General features: G+C 43.6%; 20 protein-coding genes and 2 tRNA genes. 12 read left to right on the plus strand and 10 right to left on the minus strand.

The annotated features are described in order from the left end of the window. Nucleotides 1-48 precede the first annotated feature (48 nt). Complete coding sequence (locus VK664_RS07830) at nt 49-402, plus strand: hypothetical protein (RefSeq protein ID WP_461398080.1); 354 nt, start codon at nt 49-51, stop codon at nt 400-402. Between the two features lie 304 nt (nt 403-706). Further along, nucleotides 707-982, plus strand: coding sequence for a hypothetical protein (locus tag VK664_RS07835; protein ID WP_461398081.1), 276 nt, complete (start codon nt 707-709; stop codon nt 980-982). A gap of 102 nt (nt 983-1084) precedes the next feature. Here VK664_RS07835 and VK664_RS07840 read toward each other — a convergent pair whose 3' ends face one another. The 8 genes from VK664_RS07840 to VK664_RS07875 form a co-directional block, all read right to left on the minus strand. After that, a complete protein-coding gene (locus VK664_RS07840) occupies nt 1085-1699 on the minus strand; it encodes an HAD family hydrolase (RefSeq protein WP_461398082.1) in 615 nt (204 codons plus the stop codon). Nucleotides 1700-1788: 89 nt separating this feature from the next. After that, on the minus strand, nt 1789-2736 hold the full coding sequence (locus VK664_RS07845) for a glycoside hydrolase family 3 N-terminal domain-containing protein (protein WP_461398083.1): 948 nt from the start codon (nt 2734-2736) through the stop codon (nt 1789-1791). Between the two features lie 78 nt (nt 2737-2814). After that, nucleotides 2815-3477 carry a GDSL-type esterase/lipase family protein gene (locus VK664_RS07850; RefSeq protein ID WP_461398084.1) on the minus strand — a complete coding sequence of 221 codons (663 nt, stop codon included), beginning with the start codon at nt 3475-3477 and terminating at the stop codon, nt 2815-2817. A 33-nt stretch (nt 3478-3510) separates the two neighbouring features. Further along, the gene (locus VK664_RS07855) at nt 3511-4878 is read right to left on the minus strand and encodes a glucoamylase family protein (protein ID WP_461398085.1); all 1368 of its coding nucleotides are present in this window, start codon (nt 4876-4878) and stop codon (nt 3511-3513) included. Nucleotides 4879-5045: 167 nt separating this feature from the next. After that, nucleotides 5046-6530, minus strand: coding sequence for a RagB/SusD family nutrient uptake outer membrane protein (locus VK664_RS07860; protein ID WP_461398086.1), 1485 nt, complete (start codon nt 6528-6530; stop codon nt 5046-5048). A gap of 17 nt (nt 6531-6547) precedes the next feature. Beyond that, the gene (locus VK664_RS07865) at nt 6548-9724 is read right to left on the minus strand and encodes a SusC/RagA family TonB-linked outer membrane protein (protein ID WP_461398087.1); all 3177 of its coding nucleotides are present in this window, start codon (nt 9722-9724) and stop codon (nt 6548-6550) included. Nucleotides 9725-9948: 224 nt separating this feature from the next. Further along, on the minus strand, nt 9949-11019 hold the full coding sequence (locus VK664_RS07870; protein ID WP_461398088.1) for a FecR family protein: 1071 nt from the start codon (nt 11017-11019) through the stop codon (nt 9949-9951). Nucleotides 11020-11162: 143 nt separating this feature from the next. Then, on the minus strand, nt 11163-11756 hold the full coding sequence (locus VK664_RS07875) for an RNA polymerase sigma-70 factor (protein WP_461398089.1): 594 nt from the start codon (nt 11754-11756) through the stop codon (nt 11163-11165). Between the two features lie 197 nt (nt 11757-11953). On the opposite strand from VK664_RS07875, the gene VK664_RS07880 reads away from it, so the two are divergent. The 9 genes from VK664_RS07880 to VK664_RS07920 all read left to right on the plus strand — a co-directional run bounded on the left by VK664_RS07880 (nt 11954) and on the right by VK664_RS07920 (nt 19952). Beyond that, nucleotides 11954-12027: transfer RNA gene (locus tag VK664_RS07880), tRNA-Ile, on the plus strand. Nucleotides 12028-12218: 191 nt separating this feature from the next. After that, the gene (locus VK664_RS07885) at nt 12219-13007 is read left to right on the plus strand and encodes an outer membrane beta-barrel protein (RefSeq protein WP_461398090.1); all 789 of its coding nucleotides are present in this window, start codon (nt 12219-12221) and stop codon (nt 13005-13007) included. 99 nt (nt 13008-13106) lie between these two features. Continuing rightward, a complete protein-coding gene (gene hflX, locus VK664_RS07890; protein ID WP_461398091.1) occupies nt 13107-14294 on the plus strand; it encodes a GTPase HflX in 1188 nt (395 codons plus the stop codon). A gap of 272 nt (nt 14295-14566) precedes the next feature. Further along, on the plus strand, nt 14567-14902 hold the full coding sequence (locus VK664_RS07895; RefSeq protein ID WP_461398092.1) for a Rieske (2Fe-2S) protein: 336 nt from the start codon (nt 14567-14569) through the stop codon (nt 14900-14902). Between the two features lie 143 nt (nt 14903-15045). Continuing rightward, entirely contained in the window at nt 15046-15657 is a 612-nt protein-coding gene (locus tag VK664_RS07900; RefSeq protein ID WP_461398093.1) for a phosphatase PAP2 family protein, read from the plus strand. Nucleotides 15658-15879: 222 nt separating this feature from the next. Next, nucleotides 15880-17511 (plus strand): ArnT family glycosyltransferase, encoded by a 1632-nt coding sequence (locus tag VK664_RS07905; RefSeq protein ID WP_461398094.1) that lies wholly within the window; start codon nt 15880-15882, stop codon nt 17509-17511. Nucleotides 17512-17727: 216 nt separating this feature from the next. Further along, nucleotides 17728-17801 (plus strand) — tRNA-Asn (locus tag VK664_RS07910). A gap of 286 nt (nt 17802-18087) precedes the next feature. Beyond that, complete coding sequence (locus tag VK664_RS07915) at nt 18088-18390, plus strand: GIY-YIG nuclease family protein (protein ID WP_461398095.1); 303 nt, start codon at nt 18088-18090, stop codon at nt 18388-18390. A 410-nt stretch (nt 18391-18800) separates the two neighbouring features. Beyond that, complete coding sequence (locus VK664_RS07920; RefSeq protein WP_461398096.1) at nt 18801-19952, plus strand: hypothetical protein; 1152 nt, start codon at nt 18801-18803, stop codon at nt 19950-19952. Between the two features lie 113 nt (nt 19953-20065). On the opposite strand, the gene VK664_RS07925 is transcribed toward VK664_RS07920, so the two are convergent. Both VK664_RS07925 and VK664_RS07930 read right to left on the minus strand, forming a co-directional pair. After that, nucleotides 20066-21172, minus strand: coding sequence for a hypothetical protein (locus VK664_RS07925; RefSeq protein ID WP_461398097.1), 1107 nt, complete (start codon nt 21170-21172; stop codon nt 20066-20068). A 50-nt stretch (nt 21173-21222) separates the two neighbouring features. Next, nucleotides 21223-21867: a vWA domain-containing protein gene (locus tag VK664_RS07930; protein ID WP_461398098.1), complete on the minus strand. Its 645-nt coding sequence runs from the start codon at nt 21865-21867 to the stop codon at nt 21223-21225. A 242-nt stretch (nt 21868-22109) separates the two neighbouring features. Here VK664_RS07930 and VK664_RS07935 point away from each other — a divergent pair, with 242 nt between their 5' ends. Next, nucleotides 22110-22370, plus strand: coding sequence for a DUF3471 domain-containing protein (locus VK664_RS07935; protein ID WP_461398099.1), 261 nt, complete (start codon nt 22110-22112; stop codon nt 22368-22370). Nucleotides 22371-22391: the final 21 nt, after the last annotated feature.

The following is a 22391-nucleotide window of genomic DNA, read 5'->3' on the forward strand; positions in this document are numbered from 1 at the left end:
CCTGGCAGTTAACAGTTTTTTTAAAGCTCCTGTATTAACTTTACGCGCATGGGACAGATACTTTTAGGATTATTTGCTGCTTATCTTTTATACAATTTTATTTTCAGGTTTCTTATACCCCTGATCCGCGTCACCCGCCAGGTTAAACGGCAGGTGCGGGATTTTCAACAACATGTAAATACACAACAACCCGGAGGTTATCAGCCAGGCAGTTCAAACGGCGGATTCAATGCCTCAGATAATAATTCAGGCCATTACCAGGCAGGGGGTTTTCAACCAGGCGATTTCCAGGGTGGGAGCAGAACACAATCTTCTGGACGGAACGGCACAGCTACCGGACCATTGAAACAGGAACCGCGCCCCGCAAAAGATGACTATATAGACTTCGAAGAGATCAAATAAACCCGGAATCTGTAGGTATTGAAATCCTGCGTATCAATGTTGCAGTTAAAGATTTGAATCGTTTGTTTAACACAAGCGATTTTTTTTGAAGGCATTGTATTGCAAAAGCTGCGATAGAACTTAACAGCGGCTGTCTCAAACCCACGCGAAAAAACTCACAACCACTCCACTCCACTCACCACTCACAACTCACCACTCACCACTCACCACTTTGATTTGCAGCCCGGAAGTATAATGAAAAATTCCTGAGTATCGTATCTTTGTGACACCCAAACTCACCGAACAACACCTTAAATCTTAAATCATGAAAAATACAAATGATTTAGAAAACAATAACCCTGTTACAGAAACGATCATCGATGCACTGGTTCATCCGAAACTTTATGCTTACAAGCCCGGAGGTGATGAAGATATACCTGCAGGTGTAGAAGATGATGACATGGGTGAAGGCTCCGACGACGATGCCATCACTCTGTCTGATGATGATTCCGGTGATGATGAGGATCTTGATTATGACGGAACACCGGTACCTACCGAAGAAGAGCTGGAAGAAGACAATTTTTCCGCAGACGACATCTGAAAAGAGATATGAATTATGAGTTATGAATTATGAAAGTGAAATCTGAAATAAAGATCTCATAACTAGGTTTCATAATTCATAACTCATAATTCATAACTCTTTTCATAAGCCCAGATCCAGTATCGATTTTCCAGGGGTGACCTGTACAGCCTGTAAACCTGCCTCGCGCGCCCCTTCTACATTAACAAGCATATCATCAACAAAAAGTGTTTCGGCAGCGTTTAGCCCGGCATCCCTGACCACATACTCAAAAGCTTCTTTGGTTGGTTTCCTCAGTTTGATCTCGTGACTGTAATAAGCCTTTTCAAAAAGCTCATCAAAAACTCCCTTGTCAAAATTTTCGCTGAAAGTTTTTCGAAATGACTGAAGATGTATTGAGTTTGTATTGCTGAATAGAAACAACCGGTATTTCTTTTTTAGCTCTCTCAAAAACTCTATCCTTTCTTTTGGAAAATCCACCAGCATAGCGTTCCAGGCTGCAATGGCAAGCTGGTCGTCATTTTGTTTTTTTGCAAGATTTCTTATCTCTTTGACAAACTGATCGTCATCGATTCTGCCAACTTCATAATCTTTTATAAAGGAAGTCACATGCCCGCCGGCAAAGATATCCTTAAAGTCTTCGAAACCGATTTCCGTAAATGCTTTTTCAGCTGCTGCGAAATCAAGGTTGAGTATGACTCCACCTAAATCAAAAATAATATTCTTAACTGGCTGCATAAATATTTCCAAAGATTGAGATGCAAAAGTATAGGATTTTTTATGTTGTTAATGAAAGCGTCATTGGTAAACCACAGTTTGAAGGTAAACTACAGTTTGAATGAAGCTTCTTTTACATCCCGGCTATCAGGACCAATATATACCTTAAAATCACCAGGCTCTGAAACCCATTTCAAATCAGAATTGAAAAATTTGCAGTCCTCTGATTTGATTTGGAAATTTACCTGTTTCGATTCGCCTTTTTTTATCATAATTTTTTGGTAGCCTTTTAATTCCATGACCGGTCTTGTTACCGAACCAACCAGGTCACGTATATATAACTGCACAACTTCTTCGCCATCATAATTTCCACTATTCGTAACCGTTATAGTCGCCGTGATTGGTGAAGATGCCGTAATGGAAGTTTTGTTGAGTTTGATATCGCTGTAACTGACACAGGCCAATACCGTGTTATCCTTACTAAGATCGGTGCCCTGGTAACCTCTCACCATAGCGCGGGCAATCTTAGAACCCAGCCACCAGTCTTCCCCCGCACCTTCGCTTACTCTACCCCAGCGCGGATCGCGGGCTATATCGACCATGGGTGAAAAGGTCCAGTTAAGACCATCAGCACTCATTTCTTCTGCGGCTGCTCTTGCTGTTTTTTCAATCAGTAAAGTATCCCAGGTTGCTGAGAGCACGAGTGGTATCGGGAATATCGTACGATGTCCATGAACCACATCATATCCAAATATCAACGGGATCTTCAGCCGCGTTTCCTTTACAGAAATGTCCTGCAATTTTCTGACTGCAATGGGTGTGTAGGTGTTAAATACACCTCCTACCAGTCCTTTCTTTATTTTTTCTTCCACTCCCTGGCTCAGTATGGGGCCGGTAACATCGAAACCGACCGAGGGAAGATTCAGCTGGCCGATCTTTTCTTCTATGGTCATCTTTGCGATCAATGCGGAGATGAACTGGTTCATTTTCGCCTGGTTCGTTTGCCCGTAACCGTTACCAACGGCCAGTATAAGGGCGGCTATGATGAGTTTTTTCATACGTGATTTACTTACTGAATCCAGGATTTCATCCCTTACAGTTAGTGGAATAAAACCAGGTTTGAACGGCACCTGGTATTATTTCTTAAGATATGGTTTGATGGCCACCTGCCAGATATCATAACCTTTTTCAGTCATGTGGAGACTATCGCTCACAAAAAGCTCGGGTATCGGTTGATTAGCTGCGTTCAGCATCTTTGGAAAGATGTCGATATAGGCAGTGTTTTTTTGTTTTTTAAGAAATTCCTTAATCATACTATTCGCCTTTACCACCACGGGTTTAACCCTGGCCCTGCTAGGACTCGGTTTCATAGAAACGAAAGCTATTGATGCCCTGGGAAGCTTTGACCGGATCATACCAAACAATGTTTTGAACCTGTTGGTAATGGTGTCGGCGGTAACAGCTGAATCACCGGCAGCATCATTTTCCCCGCAATAGATCACCACCTGTTTTGGCTGGTATTTTATAACTACATCGTCCACATACCGGATAACATCAGGCAAAGATGAACCTCCGAAACCACGGTTTATTATTGTGTAACCAGGGAACCTGTCCTGAACATCGGTCCAGCGGGTAAAGGAAGAACTACCTGTAAATACAATGGCATTTTTTGGTGGCATGCCGGCACTATCTTTAGACTTAAACTTTTGAATATCGTTATAGAACGGTGGAGTCTGTGCAACCAACGTGGAACTGAATATTGAAATCAATAAGCCAAAAAATCCGATTGTTTTTTTCATTCTCATAATTTTGAACCTTAAATATACATTGGGTTACTTTATCTGCGGACTTTCAAAACCGAGCTTTTTCAATCCTTTTTGTATTTCAGGTATCCCCATAAATAGTTTCCATAATAATCCTGAACGATGATTTTCTATCATAACAATAATCGGCCCCTGGTCGATGGCCAGGTGTGAATCGGCATACCAGTTTTTTGTTTCGTTAAAAGCATCTACAAATCCATATTCGCTCCAGATCTTATCACCAAGATCATTGTAGAAATGCCTCAGGGCCTGCATTGAATATTCAGGTGTATAAGGAAAAGCAGACAATGCTGCAGTTGGTGCAATCGTACCAAAATCATTGTCTGGTGAATGGGCATTATAACCATCATAGGTGTCACAAGCCGTAAGACCCCAGCAGTCTGGACCATAACCTTTAAAACCCTTGGGATTTCGTACACAATGCTCCCGGTTTATCAATGTATGATTACGGTTTTGTTCCCAGTAATCTGCATACTGATCTTTCAGGCCCCTGGGATCCAGTCCGAGAAAAGAATAATGTGAGAAAAACAATGGCCCGCCATAGTCAAATCCAAGTGGCAGTTTAATGCCATAAAATTCTTTACCATTTTTGAAGAAACTACTTTGAGCCCATCCACGATGATAGGCCGCAGCAGACACAGGATAACGTTCACCGGCAGCTGCAAGTACGTACATGATCAGGCATTCATTAAAACCACGTACCGGGAAATTCATTGCCCAACCGTTGTTTGGGCTCCAATGCCAGTACAATACTTCCTGGCCGCCCTGTGTAAACCAGTTCCATTCAACTTCGTTCCAGAGCCAGCCGATCTTGCTCCGTAGTTCATTCTCAACAGGATTATCACCATTGAAATATTGGCGCGCGCAAAGTAGTCCCTGGAAGAGGTATGAAGATTCCACCAAATCAGCGCCGTCATCCTTACGGCTAAATGGAATCGTTTTCCCGGTTGCGCCATTTAACCAGTGAGCATAAACACCGTGATATGAATCCGCCTTAGTAAGAAACCGAACCATTTTCAAAAGGAATTTTGCAGCCGTATCACGTGCGATCCATCTGCGTTCTGTAGCTACGATCACCGCCATGATGCCAAAGCCTGTACCGCCTGTGGTAGTTACTTCATCACCATAATCAAATGATTTATTACTTCGTTCCCTGGACATTCCACTCACCGGGTGAGCATAATCCCAGAAATACCGGAAGGTTTGTTTCTGGACCAGGTCAAGCAACTGGCTATCGGTCAGGTTTTTCCGAATATCAGTGGAGTACGAAATGCCGGCGCGGGCATTGATTTTTTGCTCCGGATTCTTTTTTTTAACCTGCGCCGTTCCATTTTGTATAACGGTAAAGGCCAGCAAATAAATCAGGGTTCTTTTCATCGTAATTCATTGATTAATTATAGCCACGCAGCATATGATTCGTGACGGGTCGTTGAAAACAAAAAACCGGGGTCGGCCATTTGGACGGTTAACCCCGGCTTTTGTAAATATGATACAATAGCGGTTACAATTGCTTTCAAGCAACCGCCCCATAGTCTATTTGACACTCAATAACCAGGATTCTGAGTCAGGATGCCTCCGGAGATATCTATCTCAGTCTGCGGGATCGGAAAAACTTCGTTCTTGCCGGCCTTGAATCCTTTTGGACCAAATATTTGGGGAGCACGACCCTGCCGGATAACATCAAAAAACCGGTCCCCTTCCATGGCGAGTTCATAATGCCGCTCGTTCCATATCGCCAGGCGCAATGCATCCTTATTGGTGGTTGTAACATCTGGTAATACTGAGGGATTACTACCCCGGGCCCGTCTTCGCACCCTATTCAGCGCTTCCAGTGCTGCGGTGGTATTACCAAGTTCATTAGCCGCCTCAGCCTTCATCAACAGAACATCCGCAAAACGGATCACCCGGATGTTCTGTTCTGAACCTTCGTTACACTCCACATACTGACTAAAGGGTACGTATGATTTCTGATTGTAGCGGGGATTATCACCGGTAGCCGGAATCAGATCGCCCTGGGGAGTAGTTTCGCCCCGGAAAATAATGGTTGCATCACGTCGGGGATCATCGGCTTCAAAAGCTGAAGCAAGTTCAGCGGTTGGCACATTAAATCCCCATCCCCCGCCCCGGCTGCCCCGAACACCCTGGGTCTGGCTATACTGACTATTTGATACATCACAATTTCCCGGAACGTAAGTAGCCTGGATCTCAAAAATCGATTCCCGGTTGTTTTCGTTGGGAATGCGAAAAAGTCCCTCGAAGCTTGGAAACAAATCGTATCCAAGACTTATAACCTGGTCCGTGAGCGCTGATACCTGGCTCCACTTCGACTGGTACATTGATGCTTTTGCATGAAGCGCGAGCGCTGCACCGCGGGTTGCCCTTCCTAATTCCGCGTTACTTACATTGGCAGGAAGCACGGTAGCTGCTTCCGTCAGATCCTTTTCGATTGTCGCCCAGACTTCCGCAGCAGTAGACCGGGGCACGAGGTATTCCTCTGCATTCAGGGGCACAGTGAGCAAAAGTGGAACACCTCCAAAGGCCCGGACCAGCCTGAAATAGGAGTAGGCGCGTATAAATTTCGCTTCCGCTAATATCCGGTTTTTTAGTCCCTCATCCATGGCAATTCCACCGACGTTATCCAAAATCTGGTTGGCCAGATTAACGTTACTGTATTGCGCTGCCCAAAATCCCTGTGTCTGTCCTTCGGATGCGGTATGCGAGAAATTATCATAGGTATTAAAAAACGAAGCATCACCAGGGCTGGAACCTTTTTCTGCATCATCCGAGCCCATGCTTTCTATTGCGAATGCGCCAAATGCGACGTTGCCAAAAGTGCGAAGATTGGCATACATCGCGTAAGTAGCTTGCAAAGCATCTTCCTGGTCCACAAAAAACTGTTCGCTTGGCTGCTGTGCCTGCGGTGGCACCTCGAGAAAGGATTTACTGCAACCGATCGGCATAAGCAGCGCCAGACTTAGCGCAACCGGCATTGCTTTCCTTATGATCTGATTTTTATTATGAGATAACATAGTGCGTCATTTTGAAATTAAAAAGTCAGGTTTACCCCAAAATTGTAAGTAGCATACAATGGATATACAATTACGTCTATTCCTGAGTTAATTGCGCCTGTGGCATTGTAGGGATCAGTTAATACTTCAGGACTAAAACCGCGGTACTTAAACCAATTGAAAGGATTCTGTGCATTCGCGAAAATCCGGAGACGACTGATACCCCAGCGCCCGGTCATATCCTGGTTAAATGTATAACCCAGCTGCGCATTGCGGACACGTAGGTAAGAACCATCCTCAACATAAAAATTACTGGGATTCAGGTTATCCCCGTTGAGATTAGACGAGGGATAAAAGTTGGAGGTACCAGGACCCGACCACCTGTTGGTATAAAACTCTTTTATATAATTCTCGTTACCATACCGGACGTTCATTGTACCATTGTAAATCTCTACATCGGCCACGCCCTGGAAGTCCACAGAAAGATCAAATCCTTTATAGTTGAAGCTGGTATTCAGGCCAAATGTGTATTTGGGATTTGGATTTCCAAGAATCACCCGGTCTCCGTCATCGATGGCGCCATTTCCGTTCAGATCGGCATAGCGAAAATCGCCCGGACGGGCAGTTTTCTGAGCTGATTTTTCTACTTCATCTGCACTCTGAAAAATTCCTTCTACCCTGAAGCCATAAAATTGTCCGAGAGGCTGACCGACTGCACTTCTTGTGGTAAGCCGTCCTGCGACTGTACCGGAACCGCCAGAATAAAAAGGAGCATTGCCTGTAGTCAGTTCCATCACCTTATTATCGTTTATCGCGAAATTGGCGCCGACATTGTAACCAAAATCCTTGCTGACATTGTCTTTCCAATTCACTGAGAATTCCCAACCCCTGTTGCGGAAAGTACCCTGGTTTCCTATGATCGTTGAACTGGTCGTTCCCAAATAAGCGTTTATTGGTATCGCGAAAATCCCATTTTTTGTCAACCGGTTGTACCAGCCTGCATCTACGCTAAGCCGGTTGTTGAGAACACTCATTTCCAGCGCAACATCGGTTCCCTCACCTCTTTCCCAGAATGTGGTTGGCGGAATCAAAGTAGCTATGCTAGCCCCCGTGTACGGTGTACTTGGATTTCCAAAGAAACCAGTAAAGCCTGGGTTCTGGGTAACTGTGAGTACTGAAAGCTGGTTGGGAACGGAAACATTACCCACCTGGCCCCAGGACCCGCGTAGCTTAAGGTTATCAAAAATCTTTTGATTTTCCATAAAGCTTTCTTTGGTAATCACCCAGCCCACCCCAACGGAAGGAAAATAACCCCAGCGCTGATCATCAATGAACTTGGAGGAACCATCTGCGCGGATGGATGCCGTCAACAGGTATTTGTCGCGGAAGCTATAATTAACACGCCCAAAATAGGAAGCGATGGTGTACTTGCTGCCATAGTCAGATATGTTTCGTGTTCCGGTATTACCCAGTGCGAAATAAAGATCCCCCTCGCTGGTATTAGGCACATTCAGCGAAGTACCTGTCAGTCCATAAGACTGGTAACTTTGCGCACCCTGGCCCGCCAGTACTGTCAGATTATGATCATCGAACCGTTTGTTAAAAGTCAGCGTGTTTTCGAGAATAAAATTTCGGTTCTCTAATTCGGAACCGGTTAGTTGGCTGATGTTACGATTCTGTACGCTGGTTGCGTTATAGACCGGCAGATAGGCGCGGGTATTGGACTCGCCAAATTCACCACCAACGCTGCTGCGAAACGTAAAGTTCTGCAGGAACTTGAGTTCAGCATAAACGTTACCAGTAAACCGGAACTGTTTTACCTTGCCGTAATTAAAATCGAGTTGCGCCTGGGGATTCGCGAAATTCCCGGTGGGATAATCTACCGGATCCCCGTAAGAACCGTCTGCTTCCCGAACCGGTATCACAGGTGGCGCTACAAAAGTATTATAGAAGATAGATTGTGGTACCGAATCGGTGTAGTTGGCTGCAGCAGTCAGAGTATACCCGATTTTTAAAGGCTTAAACACCTGGAATTCATGCTGAAAACGTGCAGTTACCCTATCGAACACATTGGTATTCACTATCCCTTCCTGTTTCAAATACCCAAGTGAAAAACTATAGGTGGATTTGTCACCCCCACCGCTTACACTCAAGTTATGATTGGTGATCAGTGCAGTGCGAAGCACCTGGTCATACCAGTCAGTGCCGTTTCCAAGGGAAGCGGGGTTTGCAAAAGGAAGTGTAGCGGCTGGATCATTGATCCGGGTTTTTTCATTCAGGAGGGTTGCATATTCTGCTGCGTTGGTCATCTCAACCTGGTTAGTGACCCGTTGAAACCCGATAAAGCCCGTATAGTTAACAATTGCTTTCCCTGGCTTGCCTTTTTTTGTGGTGACAAGTACAACTCCGTTAGCCGCACGAATACCATAGATCGCTTCACTGGACGCATCCTTAAGGATGTTCATGGATTCAATATCATCCGGGTTAAGGAAATTAATGTCATCATACCATACGCCATCGACTACAAATAGTGGATTAGTACTTCCATATACGGAACCCGCACCACGGATTTTGATCTGCGGAGATGCACCAGGTTTACCGGTATTCGTGATCTGGACACCCGCAACCTTACCCTGCAAACCGCTGATGGCGTTGGGGGCCGGTTGCTTGCTGATTTCAGCGCCAGAAACTGTAGCCACCGAACCTGTTACATCTATCTTTCGTTGGGTTCCATATCCAACAACAACAACCTGCTCCAACTCTTTGCCCCCTTCGACAAGCACAACATCGATAGTTGTTTTACCGGCAGTTGGAATTTCCTGGTCCGCATAACCAACATAGGAAAAAACAAGTACGGCACCATCCGGAACAGTGATAGAAAAATTACCACTCGAATCCGTAGTGGTTCCTGCTTCGCTGTATTTCACACGGATAGAAGCGCCCTCGATAGGTTCGCCTGCAGTATTTGTAACCCGGCCAGTGATTGTAGCCCGCACAGAAATAACATCTTCTTCAGACGCACTGATTGATACTTTCCCCTGTGTTTTTAATAAAGCCTGGTTGTAGAGAAAATGATAGTTAGATCTTTTTTCGAATACTGACAGCACCTTGTTAATATCGGCCGACTGCATGTTGAAACTGATCTTAGACTGGGAGAAAAAGCCGGCAGATAGATTTAAACTGGATGCCAAAATGATGACCGCGGTCAATTTCATTATGAACATGCACTTTAATAGGTGATACTTTCCGGAAGACCCGGAAAAAATCATTTTTTTCTTCATATTTTAAACATTGAACGGTGAATAAATGGTATGGCCTACTTCCGACGGTCGCCATACCGCACTAATCTGGCGGGGAATGTTAGCGCATTTCCCGTTTTTTATTTTTAGGTAGTGTTTGGTAAGCTCATGAAGTTTTGTTTGTTAGTTTGCTTAATGCATCAAGGCGAAACGGGTGAAATTGTCACTCCTGTTGATTGAATATCATAATTAAAATCGCGGGTGATTGATAACGCATATAGTGCCTGTTGTATCGTTTCCTTTTCAAAAATTCCTGTGAATCTTAGATTCTTCAGAGATTCACTCCCGAAATAAATTGGAACGCCATACCATTTTTCCATTTTTAAAGCGATGTCCTTTAAAGATTCATCCTGGAAAACAAGTTGGTTTTCCACCCATGAAGTTTCAATTATTATACTGTCAGCCTGTTTGAAGTGGGTAATACTCCGGATGGCCATAGAAGGTTCGTCCACAGAATTCCCCGCATTTATAGTGGCTGGCCGGGGCATAGAATCGTTGGAAATCACTAGTTTTTGATTGGGACGCAAGATAATTTTCTGTCGATCTCCCGCAGTTAGTCTTATTTCGAGGCTTCCACTGATCAATGCTGCTTCGCTGTTTTGTTCTCCCGGATAAGATTTAACATTAAAACTCGTACCAACTGCTTTAAGTTCCATGTTTGAAGTCCGTATGATAAAGGGGTGGGCAGCATCAGGCGTCACAACAAAAAAAGCTTCGCCTACCAGTTTCAATTCACGATTATCTTTTCCGAAACCTTCATTATAGGTCAGATTTGTTTTAGCGTTTAGCCATACCTGTGAACCATCCGGCAGCACTGTTTTTGTTTTTGAACCATTCTTTGTTGAGATTTCACTTAAAGCCATAGCCCTGGCAGTTGTTCTTTTCCGGGGCATCAAAAGGTAGGTAATGGTAAGAATTGCCACAAGGGTTATAAAGTATGGAAGCAGGTTAACCGTGCCTGATTTCTGTGTGGCAGGATGGGCATTTCTTAACCTTTCTATATGCGCTTCATACGCGGCTTCCGTTTCAGGATCCGGTTCTTCCGGATCTTCATTATAGGTGTCAGGAACCCAGAGATCGCTGATCGTTTGTAAAGGGAAATGTATATCGGGATTGGTCCGGAGGAACTGCTCCATCTCGGTTTGTTCTTCAGCTGTTATTTCGCCTGCAAGCTTGCGGGCCATCAAAGTCCAGATACGGTCTTGTTCCATATAGTAATTGTGTAACTATATGGAGACATGGATCAAAAGAATCTACCAAGGCTTTGAAAAAAAAGTCCAGGCAATAAAAAAAATCTGAATAATAATAGATTGGAAATGTTTATTTCCGATTAATACCGAAAATCTGATTCAAATCAGGATTCCCGGGCGGGAGGCAGACTGGAGCTAACGGTTCTAAGGTCAAACTGTATTGCTTCTGCTATTTTCCTGAGAGCGATCGCAAGCTGGTTATCGATGGTTTTTATCGAGATGTCAAGAATCTGGCCAATTTCCTTATATCTTAACCGGTCTTCCCGAACCATCTTATAAACCAGTTTACAACGGGGCGGCAATGAGTCAATTGCCCTTTCCATTTTTGTCATCATTTCGACTGTGATCATCATCTCCTCCGGATCCTGCGAATTATTCTGGAGTTCTACTTCCAGCTCATCGAGCCCAATCGGCGCTAACTTCTGTTGCGACTGAAGATATCTCAGCGTATTATTTTTCGCACTTACATAAAGATAGATCTTGAGGTTCCTGATCTCGTCAACATGTTTGCGGTTTTGCCAGATTTTAATAAACACATCGGAAACAATCTCTTCAGATACTTCGGGGGATGACACAAATGACCCGATGAAGTGAAGAAGTGGCTTGTAAAACAGGTAATAAAGTTGCCTGTAAGCCGTTTCATCATCATACAAGGCTATCCGCCTTTGTAACTCTATTAATTCAAAAGGAGTAGGCATGCGCGATCGTACTTTATTGAGAACTTGAGGGACTAAATAAAGCTATATGCAAGTTAACTGAAAAAAATTATAAGATTTCTGAGTTTCCCTCCATGAATTTTTCTAATTTCGCAGACCTGCAAAAAGTCAAAAGGTCCTTTTTCGCCTTTGATGCAGCAGTTCTTTACAGGTTTCGGGCTTTCCAAAGCCAAATTACTGGACCCTTAGCTCAGCTGGTTAGAGCATCTGACTCATAATCAGAGGGTCGCTGGATCGTGCCCAGCAGGGTCCACAAGGTATTGTCAGTTGTACAATTGCCAAATGTTAGGTAAGGAACATTGCCTGTTTAATATTGAATACTGGTTATCAATGGAGGTTTGCCTCTTCCCGGTATTCAATATTAAATGAGCAATATTAAATTTGACTTCTTCCTTAACAGTTTTTTAACCGGCTACAGGATACATTTGACAATCATTTATGTTTATGAAAAAATTATTTATTGCATTTCTGCTGGCAGGCTCGTTTTCTCAATTGTCGGCACAGGATTCTCTCACTACTTCAGGTACCAAGGTTCAGGACTCCATCATCAAAGCCAATTCACAACCAAAAAAGCAAAAGAAAGACTGGAGCAAGGTCAATATCGATAACCGCTCAGGTGACCATTTCATTATGCAGTTTGGCATAAACATGTGGACAAAGGCCCCTGACTCGATTGCTATTAAAGGATTTTCAAGAACATTTAATGCTCATCTGATGTATGATCTGCCTTTCAAAACCAATCCACGTTTCAGTGTGGCGCTTGGTGTTGGGGTTGGCGTTGATAATACATATTTTGATAAGGTTATCGTTGATGTTACCGGTCGTAAAGCTAACCAGCTGAGTTTCGAAGATGTATCTGACACCACACATTTTAAAAAATATAAGGTGATGAATACCTACCTCGAAGTTCCCCTGGAGCTGAGGTTTACTTCAAATCCTGAAAATTACAATAAGTCCTGGAAGCTGGCCCTTGGAGCAAAAATCGGGACCATGGTTGGAGCAGTTGCCAAGGGAAAAACCTGGCAGAGCAGTTCAGGTGCAACCATTAATGCCTATACTGACAAGGAAAAATCTAAAAGATTCTTCAATAGCACAAGGCTGGCGGTTACCGGCCGTATTGGTTATGGTATTTTCAGCCTTTTCGCCGTTTACCAGGTCAATGCCTTTATCAAAGAAGGTTTTGGACCTGATGTGAGGCCCCTGCAGTTTGGACTTGCCATCAGCGGATTATAAAAGATCATTTTATGATATTCAGAGCCGCATCAGTGATGCGGCTTTTTTATTGCCCAAAAACAAAAACAGTACCTTTACCCACAAAAAATATTTTAAGTCTTGTTAGATAAGAAAGTTGTTTATAAAGAAGAACAGGCTATCCTTGTTGGCCTTATTTATGGAACCCAGAGCGAGGCACAGGTTAAAGAATATCTTGAAGAACTTGCATTCCTGGCACTTACCGCCGGCGCAACCACGGTAAAGAGATATATTCAAAAGCTCCCCCATCCCGACAGCAGAACCTTTATTGGCAAAGGAAAACTGGAAGAGATCAAAAAATATCTTGAAGGAAAAGACATAGGCCTTGTCATCTTTGATGATGAGTTAACCGGCTCGCAAATACAGAATATTGAGAAGATATTAGACGCCAAGGTTATCGACCGATCCGATCTGATTCTGGACATATTTGCACGCCGGGCGCAGACCGCCCAGGCAAAAACCCAGGTTGAACTTGCCCAGTATCAATATCTTTTACCACGGCTTAAGGGAATGTGGAGTCACCTTGAACGATTGGGTGGAGGTATCGGAACCAGGGGCCCCGGTGAAACTGAAATTGAAACGGATAGGCGGATCGTTAAAGAAAAGATCAGCCTGCTGCGAAAAAGACTTGGAGTAATTGATAAACAGGCGGCAGTTCAAAGACAGGAACGTGGTGAATTTATCAGGGTAGCACTTGTTGGATATACAAATGTTGGGAAGTCTACCATCATGAACCTGCTTAGCAAAAGCGATGTTTTTGCAGAAAATAAGCTGTTCGCTACGCTGGATACAACCACCCGCAAAATAGTGTATGAAACCACTCCATTTCTTTTGAGCGATACAGTAGGGTTTATTCGCAAACTTCCTCACCACCTTGTTGAAAGTTTCAAGAGCACATTGGATGAGGTGCGCGAAGCAGATATCCTTATGCATGTTGTAGATATTTCTCATCAACAATTTGAGGAGCAGCTCGGAGTAGTAAACAGCACGCTGCAGGATATCAAAGCATTTGACAAGCCGACCATTACTATCTTCAACAAGATGGATATGTATGAAAAAAATACTTTTGATGAATGGCTGGAACCGGAAGTGAAACAAGAGATCCTGTTGGATCTTAAGGAAAAATGGCAGCGTGAAACCAACGGCAATGCCGTGTTTATTTCAGCCGTTGAAAGAACTAATATTGAAGAATTACGCCATGCGATTTTATCAAAGGTCAGAGAGCTGTATAAAATCCGGTATCCTTATAAAACGGAGTTTTTGTATTGATTCCGTTTTGTAATGACCCATTATGGATTGATATATTCTGGATTGAAATATTATGGATTAATAAAATATTGTATTGACACGTCATATTGATACGTCATGTCATTGTTGAACCTACTGTATGATTCTTCTTGGCATGTTATCTTCTGATTGTCGATTTGAATAAATCCTTGTGAAAACGTAGAGAAATCCCTTTCTCGACATCATTGTGTCGCTGGTTATTAATCATCTTTTAACTGATTCCTTAACCTACAATTATCAAATTCGTCCTTATAATGACCACCTGGTTCAAAATAGCTGAGTCTGCCGACGAACTGCCAATCGGCCCCAATGGCATCGCTGTTATCGAACTGCGCGACAAAAAGATCTGCCTCGCCAAACATGCCGGACAGTGGCATGGTTTTGCTTACAAATGTCCTCATGCGAGTGGCATTTTGGCAAACGGCGATCTCGATGCGATGGGTAATATTATTTGTCCCCTGCACCGCTATCGTTTCAGTTTAAAAAATGGACGAAACACCAGTGGCGAAGGATATTATCTCAAGACCTACCCGGTGGAACGGAGAACGGACGGATTATATCTCGCCTTGTCTACAGGCTTTTTTAGTTGAAAGTGCATATTAATTGAACGTTAAGCTTACCAAACGACCTTTTAGTACCACTGATTACTGATTACATTCGGGTATACTTCGTAAATCCTACTCACATCAACGATTAGCTGGTTGCCATAATTAAATTATTAAACTAATTAACTATGGGTATCTGGGAATGGGTCATCAACGTGGACAAAGAGCTTTTCACACTCATTCATGTTGAAGGTGCATTAACGTTTTTGGACGGATTTATGAAATTTCTCCGGCACCAGTACACCTGGATACCATTATATGCCTTTCTCCTGTATTTTATTATTCGTTTCGGAAAAAAGCAGGCTATTCCTTTTATTGTACTTACTGTTCTGTGTTTTGCAATTACTGATTATTCGAGCGCCAGTATTTTTAAACCTATGCTTGGCCGGTTGCGGCCTTGTCATGACCCAGAACTGATGGATGAGATCCGGGGGCTTGTCGGATGCGGTGGCCCTTATTCTTTCCCTTCTTCCCATGCTGCCAATCATTTTGGTCTGGCCACGTTTTGGTTTTTTGCCATTCAACGAATGACTTCTAAAAAATGGTACTGGCTATGGTTTTGGGCTTTCATTATTTGTTATGCCCAGATTTATGTTGGTAAACATTATCCGCTTGATATCGCCGGCGGCGCTCTTCTTGGTTTCATCACCGGTATGTTGTGTTTCAGGATTTATGACAAGTGGACTTCAAATACTTCCGGCAGAACCAGCAGGAAGAGAGTTATGAGTTATGAATTATGAATTATGAAACCTAGCAACCTGTTGAAGTTGTCTGCAACCCCGATATGGATTGATTTCGCATAACCCCGTTGCAACCCCCGGGGGTTGCAACGGGGGCAAACCAATGGCGGAAGTGCCAACCGGGGCCAATCCCGGTGACGTAGGAATCCCCGCGGATGAACATAAAATGGGCAGTTTTCAGATCTAATTTCCGACCGTATTTTTGCAGCAAGTATTTTCATTATGTATCATCAGCCTGGTCAGGATCAGTCATACCGTTGGTTACAGATTCTGATTGCATTTGCGGTGTTTGCGAACTTCGCGCCCTTGTTTGTTACTATTATTGGTGGGGACGGAACGCTGTACGCGTCTATCTCCAAAACCATGGCTTTGAACAATGATTATGTCAACCTGTATGCAGAGGGCCGCGATTGGTTGGATAAACCTCATTTCCCTTTCTGGGTTGCTGCTTTCTTTTTCGAAATTTTCGGTATACATGGTTGGTCCTATAAACTTCCGGGCATCCTGTTCCTGATGATGGGAGCCTGGTACACTTACCTGTTTGCGAAAAAATTATATAACAAAGAAACTGGGCTGGTAGCGGCATTAATACTCCTAACGGCCGAACATATTCTATTGTCGAGTAATGATGTACGTGCGGAACCTTATCTCACCGGGTTGATCATTGCTTCGGTTTATCATTTTGTTTGCCTGCAGGAAAAATACAGCCTCCGTGATCTCTTGCTAGGAAGTTTGTTTGCCTCCTTTGCGGTGATGACAAAGGGCATATTTGCCTTGTTGCCCATCGGCGGTGCCATGATGGGACATCTTGCACTTACAGGCAATCTTCGTCAATTGCTTCAGCTTCGCTGGCTGGCAGCCAACATCTTAACTTTCATATTCGTTGCCCCTGAATTATACACTCTCTGGCTTCAGTTTGATCAACATCCTGAAAAAGTCGTATTTGGTCAGACTGGTGTTTCGGGGCTGAAGTTCTTTTTCTGGGATAGCCAGTTCGGAAGATTCTTCAACACCGGCCCGATCAAAGGCAAAGGTGATCCATCTTTCTTTATTCATACTTCTCTGTGGGCATTTCTGCCCTGGAGTGTATTGATGTTTATTGCTGTCGGTAAGCGCTTCAGTAAATTTCGTAAACCCGGCCTGGAGTGGTACAGTTTTTTCGCGGCGATCCTGACGTTTTTACTCTTTTCTTTATCGCGTTTTCAACTTCCGCATTATCTCAATGTTGTATTTCCTTTTTTTGCGGTTATCACGGCTGATTATCTGTTAGGCATAAGTAGCGCCCCTGTTATCGGTCGGATATCGAAACTTCAGATCATCCTGGTTTGTCTTTTGTTTGTTGGGGTTATTGCTTTGCAAGTCCTTTATCGGCCGACCGGGACTGGATGGTTAATAATTGGGGCCGGGATTATTGCAGTTACTCTTGTTTTGCGCACGGGTGGTCTTCCCTCAAAACAACGGATTATCACTATTTCTTCTCTAGGAATATTGATTATCAATCTATGGCTTTTCTGGATTCTGTATCCTGATTTGTTGAAATATCAGTCGGGAAGTGAAGCTGCATTCATTGCAAATTCCCAGTATCCAGGCGTGCCGGTTGTTCAATATAAGCAGAGCTCTTATCCTTTAGAATTTTATATTGATGCTCCCGTCTCAAAAATTGATACCTTGGTTGCAACGAACAGTTTAAAGAAGCCGATTTTATTATATGTTGCCGAATCCGTCGATACCCTACTTGTGGGCCCGGGTTTTATTCTTCCAAACTTCAGAATCAGTCGGTTAAATGGAAAATTCATTAACAAAAAACGCCGCGATAGTCAACTGCAATGGTCAAAACTCGAATTGATTCAATAAAAGATGACGGTTATCAGAAATAATTGAATTTTCATTTTGTGAAGAACTCAAAATCCTTATTTTTGCAACCCCAATTGATTGAGGCTGATTCAAAAATCACTTTAGCATTGGCAAAAGACTTATTCCTCCTTAGCTCAGTTGGTTAGAGTCCCGTACTTACGGGATTAATCAGAGGGGTCGCTGGAGAAAACAAGTTTAGGATCGACAAATACATATTCCTCCTTAGCTCAGTTGGTTAGAGCATCTGACTGTTAATCAGAGGGTCGCTGGTTCAAGTCCAGCAGGGGGAGCAAAGCTTCGAAGAAATTCGAAGCTTTGCTTTTTAGGCACATCCTTCATTCCTCCTTTGCACAGTTGGTTAGAGTCATGCAGGTGCGGGATCAATCAGAAGGTCGGTCGTCCTAGACTTCAGAGATCCAGGAGGTCGGCAAAACTTCGAATCCTATTTGAAGTTGTACTTATTAAGTGGCTCCCGCAAATAGAGAAAAAACGAAGTAGGGAGACTTTTCATCATTGCTCGTATGAAAGGATTGACAAACTTGCAATAATAGCAGCCACAATTTAATATCTCCCTTCATGTATTTTATCTACATACCTTATTCACCGTTAGCAGACAAATATTATATCGGGTACTCAGACGATCCGCATCGACGTTTATTGGAACATAATTCCAAACCATTTAACACCTTCACGTCAAAGTACAGACCGTGGGAGCTTCGCGCGATTTTTGAGTGCGGCACGGATAAAGCAACTGCAATGAAAACCGAAAAATTTATCAAAAAACAAAAAAGCAGAACGCTGATAGAACAATTGATTGTAGGCAAAATTCTTCATTCCTCATTAGTTCACTTGGTGAGAATCCCGCACCTGCGGGATTAATCAGAGGGTCGTCCCGCCAGTGCGGGATCAAGCAGGGAGAACCAAAGCCCAGAAATTCGTTGACTTTCGGTTTTTTTTATCGATAGAGAAGTGGTCTACAGGCGCAAAAAAGTCGACAACTGGTCGACAATCTTGTATAAAAGTCGACACTCGAAAACCATCAAACCTCAGATGTTTACTCGCTTACACAATTGATGTTTACTGATAAAGACCTCATGGATTAACCTGGCTTCATCATCCTTCAAAACGCACCGGCCGATTGGTCATTAAAATAAGCCGATCTGTGTAACATGCTATCAGTAAGTTTTTATCTTCTCAGTAAGCGACCATACGCTAAGAAATGCTCAATTTTATCTTTCTTTTTTATTTTAATACTGGCTGCTGGCTTTAATATTGATTAGGTTGTATCTATGAAAAGCATTATTTTATTACCACTTATCGCCTTCGTGCTGGCGGTTTCCGTGCAAGCACAACAGGCGACAGGCCGGTTGGATATAAAACTCAACAAAAACATATTTAAACCCGGCGATTCTTTATTTGTAACAGTGGATTATAAGGACGGCGGTGGTCAAATACTGAACCAATCCCTGGCAACACTGGAGCTGGTAATTGAAAACGAAGAGGGCCAGCGCACCCGCCTCCGCTGGCCGGTGATCAAGGGACAGGCTTCCGGTGCAATATTCTTACCCGATTCATTGCCCCTTGGGAAATACACTTTGCTGGCGGGTTTGCAGCAACGCTTTTTCGAAGTGATTGGCCAGGTAAAAGACGCGAGGAACATCGGCAGTATAAAAGCGATGCTCCTCACCAAAGCTGGCGACTGGGACGAGCAGGAAGTAACTGTGGCACCGGACGGTACCTTTACCATCCGTAACTGGCTGTTTGAAGACAATGCATTGTTAGCTTTTCAAGGAACAAAAGACAATAATCAGTCGCTGAATATCAGCATCAGTAGTCAACTTGATTCCAGCTATGAACCCCTGGCCGTGGCAGGCCGGACATTTTACATAGGTAACCCGCCAGCAGCGGTTCGGCCAAACCTGGACAAGCCTGTTGAAACCCACGAAGCGATTTTTGCAGACCGCGGTAGCGTTCTGCCGGCGGTCATTGTAAAGGGTACCGTTAAAACCCCGGCGCAGCAGTTCAACGAAGAACATGTTAGGGGCTTGTTTCGGTCGGGAGATGAGCGGTTGATTAGCATTATGGATGACCCCAGTGCGATGGGTTTTACCAATGTTTTTAACTACTTGCAAGGCAGGGTTGCCGGTCTGCAAATAGCACCAACAGGTGTGGCCAGGTGGCGGGGCAGCCCGGTAACGTTTTTCCTGGATGAAGTAAGAGTATCTGCACAACAGATCGCCAATATACCCATGACAGACATTGCAATCGTAAAAGCATATCCCCCACCTTTCATCGGCGCTCAAGGTGGTGGTGGCGGCGTTGCCATTTATACCCGTCGGGGTGGTGAAGCCAATTATTTGCCGGCTAATAGACAGGTGTTTAAAGTACGGGGCTACACGCCATCTGCCACGGCGTTGGACATGAATAAGCTGAGCATGTAATTCTGTCCTTCCTGTTTGTGAGAATTCGTTCCGGTGTATCCATAAGCGTTAGGGTAAACGTGTTTATGTTTCCTGAATAGTGCGGAGGTAGTTATGATAACGGCTGGTCAGCATCACTCCACAAAAATCATTTCTTTCGGCAGCGATAACTTCTTTACTTCCCCGCGTTCGCCGGAAACAATATATTGTTCAGCAAGTTCGGGACCAACTGCATTTACAAAAGCCTTTTTGATCTTCGAGAGTTTCTCATTGGCAGAGTTTGATCCTGCATTCACCAGGTCATCAATGCTTTTGTAAATCTTTGGCAACTCACCGGTATTCGTGAAGCGAAAATATAGCCGGACCAGTTCTTCTTTGTGATCCACAAGATGTGTTAACAACACTCCTTCAGGATGGGCAAGAAAGAAATGATAAAGCGTTTTCTCGAGTGGAGTCAGCCTGATCTCGATATTACCAAAATCGGGCAACAGGATCTGGCCCTTTTTTGTAAGCTTCAATTTGCTTTGTTTAAGATTGTGCCTGAATTTCTGGTGAAACAACATCCTCAGGCGCACACCTTCGAAAATGTCAAGGACCTGCCTGATAACCAGGTCGTCAAGCTTCCCGTTCAATCGCTCTATGCAATCCGGGCAGATGTCGGCAGTCCGGAGTTTCAGGATGATATTTCTTTTGTCTTCACAAAAATCATTTACACAGCCCATCGGAAATTCATGCACAGCTTGTTTTAGCTCCGCGTAATTCCTGAACATGAAAGACTGCAACACGAGGGCCGCTGTCAGGTAGGATACCGGGAATTCTCCCGAACAACGTACATAAAACTCCCACTCTCCCGTGTGTACAAAACCATTCATCCTATTGTTGGGATCAACTGCGCTAAACCAGTTGTTTTCGTTAGCAATTGTTGTGAGCAAAATAAGCATTTGATCCTGTGGTATAACAGATGATCTTCTGCGTGCAGTACAAGCGGCAAACAGATTCTCCCAATCGGATATTTTTCGGTATTCCGGCAAGAGGGAATAACTGAGGGATTCTTTCAGCACCATCTTTTTGGGAAATTCCTGCCTGAAAAAATCAGCCTCTTTGGTTTTCTGTTCCCAGTTAGATGAATTGTTCGGATCAATTTGCCCGCAGTCAGTAAAACTCAAAGGGCCATCAAAAGAATTCAGGAACAGCAGCACTTCAGTGAACTGCTGTTCCGAATATTCTTTACTTCTGAGCATGTGTACCTTCATTTGTCAATGTTCTTTGTCCTGAATGTGAGTAATATACCCTATTCCTTGTCATCAAACAAGAAGCTACCTGAACTCCGGTTATGCTCTTTGTTTTCAAAGAAGTTAGTCAGCGATTTACTCAGCCTGCCATATGTTTCTTTCATTTGCTTTTTTTCAAAGGCCATACTATTTTCTCTTTTGATACACAATGCCTCCGCTACCTCACGGGCATCCAGCGTTGCACCGAGATAGGTAAAGGTCCACTTACCACCTGCCTCCAGTTCGCGTATGAGGTTCCCGATACCTTTGAGGTTGAACAACTTTGAAGCGTTTTCATGGCCATCCGTCAGGATCACAACAATAATGGCAACATCTTCCTGCTGCTGCTGAGCAATGCTACCAAGACTGTCTTTGATCTTCAGGACCGTCTCGCCGATAGCATCATACAAGGCAGTTTGTCCATTTGGTTGATATTCTTCACGGGAAAGTTGCCGTTGCTCATTGACTGGCCTGCCAAATGAAACAATATTTACATCGTGATTGAAACAGGTCAACCCGACTTTAATCTCCTGTTCGGGATAGCGTTGTTGTAAAGACCTGATCACCTGGATCTGTTCGTTAAAACCTGAAATAGTCGGATCTATACAATCCTGCATGGAACCACTCTGATCGAGAATAATGTGATAATAAGTTTTCTTTTTCATGACTGTCGTTTTATTGTTATTCAAATTGATAACACAAAACTATCTGGTCTTTACTTAGATTGCCAATCTCTACAAGCTTGTAACCAAGGCCCAAGAACTTAAAACTCCGGGGATAAATTGCGTTTGTGAAATGCGGGTCATAGCCTCTGGTTTTACCTGCGACTGAGCTTAGTTCACTACAATGCGGCCGCTGGCAAGGGAACATTCATTCATCAACAGCTTTATGCTCCGGATTATGAAAGATGGAGATCCTGGTAAAGGATAAACAACTTTGGACTAGAAGCCTATGTTCACCAAAATTGAATGGCCGTATGTATTTCTATAACACAAATACTTTTGCCATAAAATGGGATTACAGGGATATGAATTGTGATGCGTTTGCCACATTTTTATTAGACGAAAATGGCAAAGCGGCTTCCTTTAAAATGAAAGGATTTTCGCCAGGGATTAATTTTAGTTTTGACTTCCAGGATCTGGATCTTAAACGTGTAAAAAGCAAGTGATGGAATTTTGTAAACAGACAG

The sequence above is a fragment of the Flavitalea sp. genome (genome assembly GCF_035489435.1).
In the GTDB taxonomy this organism is placed as follows: Bacteria; Bacteroidota; Bacteroidia; order Chitinophagales; family Chitinophagaceae; genus DATHKG01.